This window comes from Streptomyces canarius, assembly GCF_014650735.1.
Classification (GTDB): domain Bacteria; phylum Actinomycetota; class Actinomycetes; order Streptomycetales; family Streptomycetaceae; genus Streptomyces; species Streptomyces olivaceoviridis.
The window spans coordinates 1-10417 of the sequence record NZ_BMVN01000113.1 but is presented as its reverse complement, the minus strand read 5'-3'; the positions used below and the strand labels follow the sequence as shown (position 1 = coordinate 10417).

The following is a 10417-nucleotide window of genomic DNA, read 5'->3' as shown; positions in this document are numbered from 1 at the left end:
GCGACCGTGCTGGTCGCAGCCATCAACGAGTGGCTGTGACCAGCACTTTCACAACAGACCCTAACCGCCGCATCCCTGGCCCTGAGGCCGCCCTGTCCGGGAGCCATCCCGTGACCCATGGGCAAAGAGGGCTCGCCCTTTCACCGTCCACGCGGACCGTCCGCGTGCTGCTCCCTAGGGGGAAACAGAACCCATGTCCACGCTCGCTCTGCTGGTCGTCGTGCTCCTGGTCCTGGTCGTCGCGCTCGTCGTCGGCGCCGTGGTCTACGCGGTGCACCGCCGCCCGGCTCTCAGCAACCCGGTCGCGGCCGGCATCGCCGCGGTCGCCGCGATCGCCGCCGTCCTCGCCGTCGTTGTCGCAGCGGGCGGCAGCTCGGCGGGGGCCAGCCCCGACCAGGGGACCGGCCACGCCCGGTAGCACGCCCTGACAGACCCTGCCTCAGGGAGGTAGTCGGCGCGCTGACCTGGCTGGCCCACACGGCGGCGGGTGGTACCCCACCAGGGTGCCGCCCGCCGCCGTTGTGCTGACTGTGCGTCGGTGGGGCCCAGCCGTCTGTCTGTTTACGCAACCGTGGGCCTCGGCTCGGAGTGGGGCCAGTACGAGTACGTCACCGATATCGGCTTCGCCGCCTGACCCGGGGCGCAAGCGTTCCCGGAAAGGCCGCTGGGCGGCCGTCTTTCGCTCCGGGTCTCGTCGTCAGGGCGGGGCCTGTTTGATCGTCAGATCGCCCTACAGCGCCTCGGGGTGGGGTGGCGGTTGTTGAACGGCCTCAATGGTTGCGGCAGGTGGGGATCGGTCCGGGACCGGCGGTCGATCGGCGTGGCCCGCCGATGCCGGCCGATCGTGAGCCGATGGGCAGCCGATCATCGAATTCGTCACGTTCATCGTCCGGCGCCGCAACGGGCCTCGCGGGCGCGAAATATGCGCGTCTGAGGCGCGCGTGGAGCGAACGGCCACTTGGGCAAGCCCCCCGGGCCGTGCCCGGTTTGCACCGCCGTGCCCTCCTGTCCGCCCGTCAGGTCTCCGACTCCCTTGATGACAACTGAGATCGACCCAAACATCGGCGCTCATTTCCCCCATAACCAAGTAGGCCCCCTACCGGACCGGGGCCGTGCATTCAAGTCCAGGCGGGCGGTGTTTTCGCAGGTCAGAGCTATTGAATTCAGATTCTGAGCTGGCAGAGTCGATGCCGCCGCAGCGCCACCTGCCCGACCCCACGCCCACCGCGTGACGAAGCTCACAACGGGTGTGAACGCGCTGGTCAGGCCGGACTTGCGGGGCTAACCCCCGCATCCACGAACCTGAGCGCCGCCTGTCTGGGGGCCTTCCCCGAGACGCAAGGGCTGAGGGCCCTGCAAGGTCCCGCCGCCAACCCAGGGGCAGCCCTGCCCCGATCCGACCGACAAGGAGACCGCACCCGATGTCCGACCAGACCCCGGCCGTTCCCACCCCGGCCGCCGACGACCAGCAGCTCGCCCCAGCCCGCCAGCTCTACACCGTCGTGCGCCGCAGCCTGCTCCTGGCGCTCGTCGCCGGAGGGATGCTGCTGGCGCTCGGCACGGCAATGGTGGTGCGCCTCTGGCCGTCCTGGGCCGACCCGCTCAGCGCCGCCGGCACGGTCCTGGGTGTCTACCTGCCAGGTGCAGCGATCCTCTACGCGAAGCTGATCCGCCCCTGGGACGGCCCTCGCCGGTGAGCGCGCGGGGCAGTGGTCCGCGCCGAGGCGCAGTCGGCGCGGGCCACCGCAATTAACCGGCGGCTGGCTTGTGAGGCAGCCACAGAAGGTTTGTGAGGTGCGGGTTGGGTGTCATTGGTTGGTGTGGGTTGGGCGTCATTGGTTGAGGGGCTGGTGGGGCCGTTTTTTGTGGTGTCCGGTAGTGACAGGGGGCCGTGTTTGGCGGTGACGGGTGGCCGTGCCGGCTGGTGTCGTGGGGGTCGTACGTCCTACGCCGGGCGGTGGCTTGTAGCAGGTGGGTCGTGTTGGGGGAGTGGTTTTCGGGGTGGTTCATCAACGCGGGGCGGTGAAGCGTTTTTGCGTTTTGGCTGGTGATGGGTTTGCTCCGTAGCGTCCGGGGCTGTGACGGACGAGGAGGACGGCGCGGGCTCAGCGTCGCTGGCTGACCGGCGTGAGTTGCTGCGCGCGGTGGCGGTGCGATCTCTTCAGCAGCGGCGGGTGGAAGGCGAGTTGTCGACGGCGCATGTCCGTCTGGTGGCGTCGTCGCTGGGTGTGAGTGTGCGGACGGTGTGGCGGTGGCTGGCGCGGGCCGATCAGACCGGATCAGTTGAACCCGCGCCGCGCGCCCGTTTTGAGATCACCGACGAGGTCGGTGAGGTTCTCGCGGACTGTCTGGGAAATGTGAAGCGGGCGCATGAGGAACTGGCCCGCCGGGCCCGTGTAGCGGGCCGGCGGCCACCGGGGCTGAGCACGCTGCATGATGCGATCCGCCGGGATCTCACGCCGGGGTTCATGGCCGGGCTGCGTGAGGGCGTCCCGGCGGCGCGTGGTTACGACCCTGCGTTCAAGCGGCCGGTGGTTCACCGTAACGAGGTGTGGGAGGCCGATCACCAGCACGCGCCCCTTCGTGTTGTGTTGCCTGATGGCTCCCTGTCTCGGGTGTGGGTGACCTGGTATGAGGACCGGGCGACGTCGATGGTGATGGGGTGGGCGGTCACCGCGTCCAGTGCGCACCGGGACTCGGTCCTGGCCGCGCTGCGCTCGGCGGTCTTGACCGGCGACGACTACGGGCCGGCCGGGGGTCTGCCGGAGCTGGTGCGGATCGACGGCGGCGCGGACTTCGTGTCCAAAGCGGTCAAGGACGCCTTCGGCGCGCTCGGTGTGCCGCTGCAGCGGGTCTACACGCCTCGGCACAAGGGTGGCGTGGAGCGCCTGAACCGGACGGCGGTGAGCAGGTTCTTCGCCGATCTGCCCCGTTACACCAAGGCCCCGCTCCTGGATCACCGCCGGCGGGCCGGCCAGGACGATCCGCCGTTGGCCTACGAGGCGTTCGTGGCGTTGCTGCGCGAGTGGGTCGAGCGGCACAACACCGTGGACGTCGTGGCGCGTACGGGGATGACGCCGCTTGAGGCCTGGCAGGCCGATACGACCGAGTTGCGCGAGGTCAGCGCGTCTGATCTGCGCGCCTACATGATGTCCGGCGATGACCGCCCGAGGAAGATCACCAGTCATGGGGTCCACTTCCACGGCCGGTTCTATATGCCCGAGGACGGCGTGGGCCGGGTCGGTACCCGGGTGAGGGTGCACTTCATGCCGCACCATGCTCACGAGATCGATCTGTACACCGCTGCCGGTAAGCGTTATCTCGGCCGGGCGGTCCTCGCGGACGAGGCGAGTGAGGAAGAGCGCCGCGCCGTTTTGAAGTCCCGCTCGGCCAGGGACCGCGAGTTGCGGCGCGCTCTTAAGCGTTCCGCGGCCGGGCGCCGGGACCGGTTCGCCGCATCCACGCAAGCAGGTCCGCCCAGGCGGCTGCCGCGTATGACCTCGGCTCAGGCGGCGAAGGAGCTCAAGACCGCCGACCAGACTCGTGCCCTCGCCCCGCGCGAGCGGGCGACCGAGCGTTATGTGCCGCGTCTGGGTCCCGCCCCGGGCTGGGCCGTGCCTTTGCGTGCCGTCCCTGACGAAGAGCCCTCGATGAGGAGTGACTGTGACCAGTGAAGTGCCGCCCGGGCCCTGGGAATGGGGGGACATGGAGCCGGAGTTCTTCCTCGACGTCCCCGGCGCGCAGCTGGTGACGACCGATGTGCTGCTCCAGGTCCAGGACACGATCGCCGAGACGATCGAGGCGAGGGCGATGTCGCTGATCTACGGCGAGTCCGGTCTGGGCAAGACGTTCGCCGCCCGTGCCGCGCTCAAGCGCATCGCCCCGGATCTGTTGCTGTCCCTGCGGTTCGCACGCTCGCGCCCGGGTCCGAAAGACCTGCGTGAGGAACTCTTCCACCAGCTGCGGCTGCCCGGGAAGATGCCGGGCACTGCCACCCCCTTGTACCGGCAGCTGATGACCGCGCTGCCGCGGCGCCCGTACGTGATCGTGTGCGATGAGGCTCAGCAGTACAACCGCGGCTGGTGTGGGTTACGGGGTTGTCCGTAAGGCGGGAGTTGCCTTTCTTCAGGCGTCTCGTTGATGACTTCGGTGGCACGCGCAGGATTCAGGTGCTGCCTTAACCGAGGATCGTCGACGTGATGGTGGTGGAGTGTGGGGGAGAGGCCTCTTCTTCGGCTGGTTCAGGGCGGGCTTACTGACCTGACCCCCGATGCCGGACGGGCACGGGACGTGTGGGTGTTCCAGGCCGACTGTGTCCAGGCCTTCGCCGCGACGTGGGTGACCAGGGGCTTCGCCCCGACGACGATCGGCGCCTACACCTCCCTGCTTCCACGGGTGCTGGCCCACTTCGACCGCCCGGTGTGGCAGATCGAGCCCGCCCACGTGGACGCGATGCTCCACACTCTGCTGCTCGCGGACCGGACTGCGGGTACCAGACGCCGTTACCTGGACATGCTGCGCGCGTTCCACACCTTCGTACGCCTGCGCTACGCGACCGAGATCCGTGCCCTGTACGGCCAGGCGGTGGGTGATCCGCTGGACCGCTTCAACCGGCTGCGCCACGTCTGGCACGAGCCTTCCCGCCGGCTGCCGCCCACCGCCGAACGCCTCATGGCCTTCTTCGCTCACACACGCGCCCGCCTGACCACCGTGTCCGACTACCCGGCCGCGGCACGGGACTACGCGCTGCTGCGCACCCTGTACCACTCCGCGCCGAGGCTGAGTGAAGCGCTCCGCCTCGAGCTGTGCGACGTCCACCCCGAACTGGGTCCGTCCGGCAAGCTCCACGTGCGGTTCGGCAAGGCGGCCAACGCCTCGGGACCACGCCCGAGATGGGCCCCGATGCTGGACGGCCTGGACCGGATCCTCGCCTGGTACCAGAGCGACATCCGTCCCCTGTTCCCCGATACCGCCGCGCTGTTCTGCGATACCCACGGTCAGCCGCTGAAGCCGGAGACCGTACGCGACCGACTCTCCCGCCTCCTGGACACCGAAGGCCGGATCGAAGGCGACCGGTTCACCCCGCACGACCTGCGCCGCGCCTGCGCGACTCACCACTACGAACAGGGCATGGACCTGCTCACCGTCCAGCAGCTGCTCGGCCACCAGCACATCGCTTCCACCATGGCCTACGTCCGGCCCTGCCTCACCTTCGTCGAGGACGCCTGGCGCCGTGCCACGTCCGCAGCCCTGACCGGCCTGGCCGGCTGACCCCCCCGGGAGCCCCCGTGACAACACCTCCTCTGCGCGCCGTTCAGACCTCCGCCCCGCCACCCGAGGTGGAGTGGAGACTGCGCATGACCGCGGCACAGCACGGCATCTGGACCGGCACCCAACTGCGCCGCCTCCTAGCCGAGCGTGCCGGCCTCGAACTGTCCGCGGCATCGGTGTCCGCCCTGTTCACCAAACAGCCCTCCCAGGTGAAGCTGTCCACCCTGGCCGCGCTGTGCGCTGCCCTCGACTGCACCCCCGGCGACCTGCTGACCCTGCACGAATCCACCGCACCCTCAACCCCTCCGCCGCGTCCCGGCCCCACCCCTGCCCGGCAGCCTTCGCAGCAACAGCCCGCGCCCCGCCACCGATCACTACCACCGCTGTGACCGCACCCAAGCCCGCCGCGAACCCACCCGCGCCTCCCGCTGCCGCACCCCGGACGGCCAAGGACAACTGCCCGGCCTGCCATCGCCTGCGCTGGCTGCGCCCCGACACCGGCCGCTGCGCCTGGTGCTCACGGACCTGCGCCCTCTGCGGCGCTCCACGACGATCCGCCCAGGACCTGTGCGCGGCGTGCAGACACCGCTCGGCAGGCCGACCGGCACGGGGCCCGTGCCAGCACTGCGGGCACCGACGCACCCTCGATGCGGCGACTCGGCGGTGCCGGGCCTGTACCGATCCCGCCACCGCACCGCGCCCGGCATGCTGCGAACGCTGTGGCACCAGCGGCCAGTGGGCCAAGGGCCTGTGCAAACGCTGCTACGAGCACTCACCGCACACCGTCATCACCCGCGCCACCGGCTGGGCCGAGCGCATGCCCGCCGCACCACCCTGGTGGAGCGACTTCGCCGCACACCTCGCCGATCACCGTCACCCCATCTACGCAGCAGACGTTGTCGCCACCACCGCACGCCTGATCATTGCGACCACGAGCAGCGACCCCCGCGCACTGCTCGCACACGCCCACAGCAACGCACCCGAACTCGTGGGAGCGCTCACCGACTTCTTCCGCACCCACGGCCACCTCGCCCCGCCACCAGACCTCGCCGAACGACGCGCAGCAGCCCGCCGCACCCGCCGCATCGAGGCCACCCCCAGCCCACTGCGCCCCCAGGTCGACTCCTTCGCCGACTTCCTGCTGCTCCAACGCGAGCAAGCCCAGCAGCTCGGGCTGCACCCCAACCAGCTGAAGACCATCGAGATCCGCCTCGACACCATCCGCGACCTGGCCCTCCACCTCCACCCCGAGGGACACAAGAGCTGGGCGAGCGTCACCACCGCCGACCTGGAATCCTTCCTCGCCCTGGCCCCGGCCCGCCGCGCCTCCCACCTCGCAGGAATGCGTCAGTTCTTCGCCCACGCCCACCACTCCAAGACCATCCTCCACAACCCCGCGGACCCGATAACTGCCGTGCAGCAAAGGGGATTTCACGGACACACCCTCCCCCCGGCCCGGCAGCGCATCCTGTACGAACGGTGGGCCACCAACCAGACCATCCACCCACACGAAGCCCTCATCGGCCTCTCCGCCCTCCTCCACGCAGCAACCATCACCGAGCTGCGCCAGCTCACCGACGCCGACATCGACCCCCACCACCACAGCGTCCGATTCCCCGGCAGATCAGTGCATCTCCCACTGGACAGCGACCTGGACGGCGCTGCAACGCTGCCAGGAGCACCGGAGCCGACTCGGCACGGACAACCCCCACCTGCTCGTCACCCGGCTCACCCGAACACACCACGGACCGGCCGGCGCCGCCCACGTCCGCGACAGCCTCGCCCCCGTCGGCCTCCTGCCGCGCATCCTGCGCTCCACACGTCTGCTCGCCCTCGCAGACGAACTCGATCCCAAGATCCTCACTGTCTCCTTGGGGATGTGCTACGCAGGAGTCGCCCACTACCGGCCCTCCCCGAAGCTCACCAGACCCGTGTGATGGACCACCCGGCCCAGGCACCGTCCCGGGCCAGGGGAGCGACCTCACCAGCGCATGCCGAGCTGGTTCAGCGCATCGCGTCGTTCGGGGGTGAGTTTGTCGGCGCGGCGGCGGGTGTTGTCCAGGAACATCCCGAGCTTGATGTCGACGGCTTCGCCGTCGACGTCAAGGCGTTCGATGTGCTTCCGGGCGGGGCGCAGGTGTCCCTCGCGGTCGTGGTACTGCCGGGCTGCGCGGAGGTTGAGTGCCCACTTGCCATCTGCGGTGAGTTTCCCGGGCCGGGCCTCGGGGCCGGCCGTCTCCAGCCCGAGCGTGCTGCCCAGCAGCCACTGCTGCGCCGGGGTCAGCTTGTCCCATCCCTGTCGTTGCGCCGCCACCCATGCCCCGAGATCCTCACCCTGCACGACGAGTCCACCGGCCGTCTCCGGCAGCGCGCCCCCGGCCCGGACGTGGGTGCGGGTGAGGGTGAAGCAGCGCTGCCACGCCACGCTCCACCCCAGCGGGCACCATCCCGGGTCGATGGCCTCCAACGCCGCCAGACGGCTCTCCGGCAGCTCCCCAGCGCCCACGGGCACGGTTTCCCCGGCGGCGCGCCGTTCGGCGTTCTCCATGGCCCTGCGGGCCTCTGCCCGCCTGTTCTTGGCCCACACCCCGATCGGGTAACCGCCGTCTCCCACCGCATTGACCGGGGGCAGGAAGTGCCCGTGTGCGGCGGCCCACGACCGGGCGACCGTGAGCCCTTCTTCCCAGGCGATGTCGTAGTGGGACCACACCATGCCCAGCTTCTCGAGCTGCTTGACGCGGGATGCTTCCAGGGTTCCGGCGTTGTAGTAGCGGCGTTGATCGGCCACCCACCGCCCGAGCGGGAATCCGGCGGCTGCGCCGGCCGACTCGTCCTCGGGCATCACGTAGTCGTACGGCAACCGCAGTTGCCCGCCCCCGTTCTCACGCCGCCACCGGGTGGCCGCAGCGATCCCGCGCCGCCAGTACGCCTTCTCCGGATCGATCACCCGCAGGCGCACGAACTGCGCCACCATCGCGGCATCGCGCGGGCTGCTGAAGCGGAGCAGGCCCGCCGCTGCCTGGCTCACCCACACGTCATCCCCGGCGCCCTCACCGTCCCCGTCCTCGTCGTGGCCGTCCTCGTCCTGGCCCTCGGCGCCCTGATCCTGGCCCTGGTCCTCGACGCCCTGGTCCTCACCGTCCTGGGCCTGGCCCGCGTCGTCCCCGCCGCCCAACACCGACTCCGACAGCGGCACTTGGGCGTCTTCGTCGCCGGTCCGGCGTCCGCTGCGCTGCCGTGGATCGGCCAGAGCCGCGATCGTGTCCGCGTCGTGCGCCCGCAGCGCCCCGAGCACCTTCGCGAGGGTCCCGTAGGCATCCGACGTCAAAAGGTCATCGGCATCCTCATCCGGACCGAGGAATACCGGCACCACCAAAGACGCCAATTTACCCTCTCCCGGACTCAGTCGCAGGGCACGCCCGACCATTTGCACGATGTCGACCATGGAACCCCGGGCATCGCAGAAAGCGACCGCGTCACACTGCGCCGTATCCACGCCTTCCCCCAGCACTTTCACAGAGCTGAGAACACGCACCGCCGCCCGGATATCCGACCGGGCACCACCGATGAAATCGGACGCGAACTCATCCAGCACTTCACGCCGATACCCGGGAGCGTGGTCCCCGTGCAGCCAGTCCGACCAGACCCGCTCCGCCGGCGGGAAGGTCTCCGGGTCGTCCTCGGCGAGCCGCGCCGCCACCAACGGAACGCCCCGGGCCATGGCCTCCGCCTCCGACACCCGGCTGTGGAAGGTCAGGATCCTGCGCAGCCGCTCCCGCGCCGCAGCCGTCAGCAACCCGGTCTGAAGGGCCGCGAGCCGCGCCCCACGCACCCGGTCCGACCCCGCAGCCTCCTCGGCCACAGCGGCGTACAGGCCGGGATCCCGGATGTCCACGCACACCACCTGATACGGCGCCACGATCCCCCGCCGGATCGCCTCCGACAGCTTCAGCTCATACGCCACCGGCCCGAACACCGGCGAGTCCTCGTCCATGGACGCCACCAACCGGGGCTGCTCCCCTTCGGCCTCCCACACACGCGGCGTCGCGGTCATGTAGAGCCGCCGCACCGCAGGAATCCGCGCCTGATGGTGCACCGCCGCCCACGGCTTCAACCCGTCACCACTCGTCCTGTGCGCCTCGTCCACGATCATGAGGTCCCACACCGGCAACCCCGCCTCGTGCGCCCGCTGGAGCTTGCCCAGCCCCACCGCCGCATAGGTCGCGAACACAGTCACCTGCTCCAGGTCCTGCACCCACGACAGGAGCTCATCCGGGTCGGTGGTGCACGGGATGCCGTCACTCTCCTCGGGCCGCAAGTCGCACACCCCGACCATGGCGCCCCGCCGGCCACCTCGGCGCCACGCGCCGGCCATCTGGGTCAACAGGTCCCGCGTCGGGACCAGGACCAGCACGCGCCGCACGGAAAGCCGCCGCGCGGATTCCACGGCAATCAGCGTCTTGCCCGATCCAGTAGCGGCGATTACCTGCGTCCGCAGTCCCTCCAGGGGAATGCATCCACCGGGCGGGTCCTGAAGGTGATTCACCACGGCGTCCACGGCTTCCGCCTGATGCGGCCGCAATTCAATGGGGGACATTCAGAGATCCGCTTTCTGTTCGGCTATAAGAGGTGACGAGTGGTGGTTTTCCGGTGACAGGAGTGGAACTGACGGGCCGGTATTTTCTGTGCATGTGGTGAGGGTGGATCCGGGGGAGAGGGTGCGTGCCGAGCCCAGACTCTATCCCGATGGTGCGTCATGACGCATGACGGTTGGGGAAGGTTCGTCAGGTTGACGGTTCTGCTGCCGTGCGGAGGTGTCGGGGGCGGTAGTCTCCTGCCTGCCGGTCCCCGAGTTGGGGGTTCGGGCCCCGGCAGGGGCGAGCGGAATGATGCTCCGTCAGTTTGCTTGCCTGCAAACAGTGTTAGACCCCTCTCTTACTGCTGCCGCTCCAGGCGAGCGCGGAGCGCACGCCGTCCGCCCGGGGGCGGGGCGCGGAGCGGCCCGACGCCGGGCGGGAATCCGGCGGAGCCGGATTCCTCTCGACCGCGTCAGCGGTCGAGCCCCCGGAACGGAGTTCCGGGCTTATTCCGCGCTTGCGCGGAATCCGCCGCGTAGCGGCGGCGCGTCGCCTTCGCGGAGCGAAGC

The 10417-nt window shown here is 69.9% G+C and carries 8 protein-coding genes; 6 read left to right on the top strand and 2 right to left on the bottom strand.

What is annotated here, in order from left to right:
• Positions 1-193 precede the first annotated feature (193 nt).
• The 6 genes from IE294_RS45520 to IE294_RS45495 all read left to right on the top strand — a co-directional run bounded on the left by IE294_RS45520 (position 194) and on the right by IE294_RS45495 (position 5660).
• A complete protein-coding gene (locus tag IE294_RS45520) occupies positions 194-418 on the top strand; it encodes a hypothetical protein (RefSeq protein ID WP_189895202.1) in 225 nt (74 codons plus the stop codon).
• A gap of 1003 nt (positions 419-1421) precedes the next feature.
• Entirely contained in the window at positions 1422-1697 is a 276-nt protein-coding gene (locus tag IE294_RS45515) for a hypothetical protein (protein ID WP_189895201.1), read from the top strand.
• 381 nt (positions 1698-2078) lie between these two features.
• On the top strand, positions 2079-3674 hold the full coding sequence (locus tag IE294_RS45510; protein WP_229918170.1) for a TnsB C-terminal domain-containing protein: 1596 nt from the start codon (positions 2079-2081) through the stop codon (positions 3672-3674).
• Entirely contained in the window at positions 3664-4107 is a 444-nt protein-coding gene (locus tag IE294_RS45505; RefSeq protein ID WP_229918168.1) for an AAA family ATPase, read from the top strand. Before IE294_RS45510 ends, IE294_RS45505 begins: the two co-directional genes overlap by 11 nt.
• Positions 4108-4296: 189 nt before the next feature.
• Entirely contained in the window at positions 4297-5271 is a 975-nt protein-coding gene (locus IE294_RS45500; protein ID WP_229918166.1) for a tyrosine-type recombinase/integrase, read from the top strand.
• 17 nt (positions 5272-5288) lie between these two features.
• Positions 5289-5660 carry a helix-turn-helix domain-containing protein gene (locus IE294_RS45495; protein ID WP_229918164.1) on the top strand — a complete coding sequence of 124 codons (372 nt, stop codon included), beginning with the start codon at positions 5289-5291 and terminating at the stop codon, positions 5658-5660.
• 383 nt (positions 5661-6043) lie between these two features.
• On the opposite strand, the gene IE294_RS45490 is transcribed toward IE294_RS45495, so the two are convergent.
• Both IE294_RS45490 and IE294_RS45485 read right to left on the bottom strand, forming a co-directional pair.
• Entirely contained in the window at positions 6044-6868 is an 825-nt protein-coding gene (locus IE294_RS45490; protein ID WP_189895199.1) for a hypothetical protein, read from the bottom strand.
• Positions 6869-7252: 384 nt separating this feature from the next.
• Positions 7253-9868, bottom strand: a complete 2616-nt coding sequence (locus IE294_RS45485; protein WP_189895198.1) for a DEAD/DEAH box helicase — start codon at positions 9866-9868, stop codon at positions 7253-7255.
• Between the last annotated feature and the right edge of the window lie 549 nt (positions 9869-10417).

Excerpts from the sequence above, each read along its gene's own strand:
- IE294_RS45520 (WP_189895202.1), top strand. The coding sequence starts at position 194 with ATGTCCACGCTCGCTCTGCTGGTCGTCGTGCTCCTGGTCCTGGTCGTC.
- IE294_RS45485 (WP_189895198.1), bottom strand. The coding sequence starts at position 9,868 with ATGTCCCCCATTGAATTGCGGCCGCATCAGGCGGAAGCCGTGGACGCC.
- IE294_RS45515 (WP_189895201.1), top strand. The coding sequence starts at position 1,422 with ATGTCCGACCAGACCCCGGCCGTTCCCACCCCGGCCGCCGACGACCAG.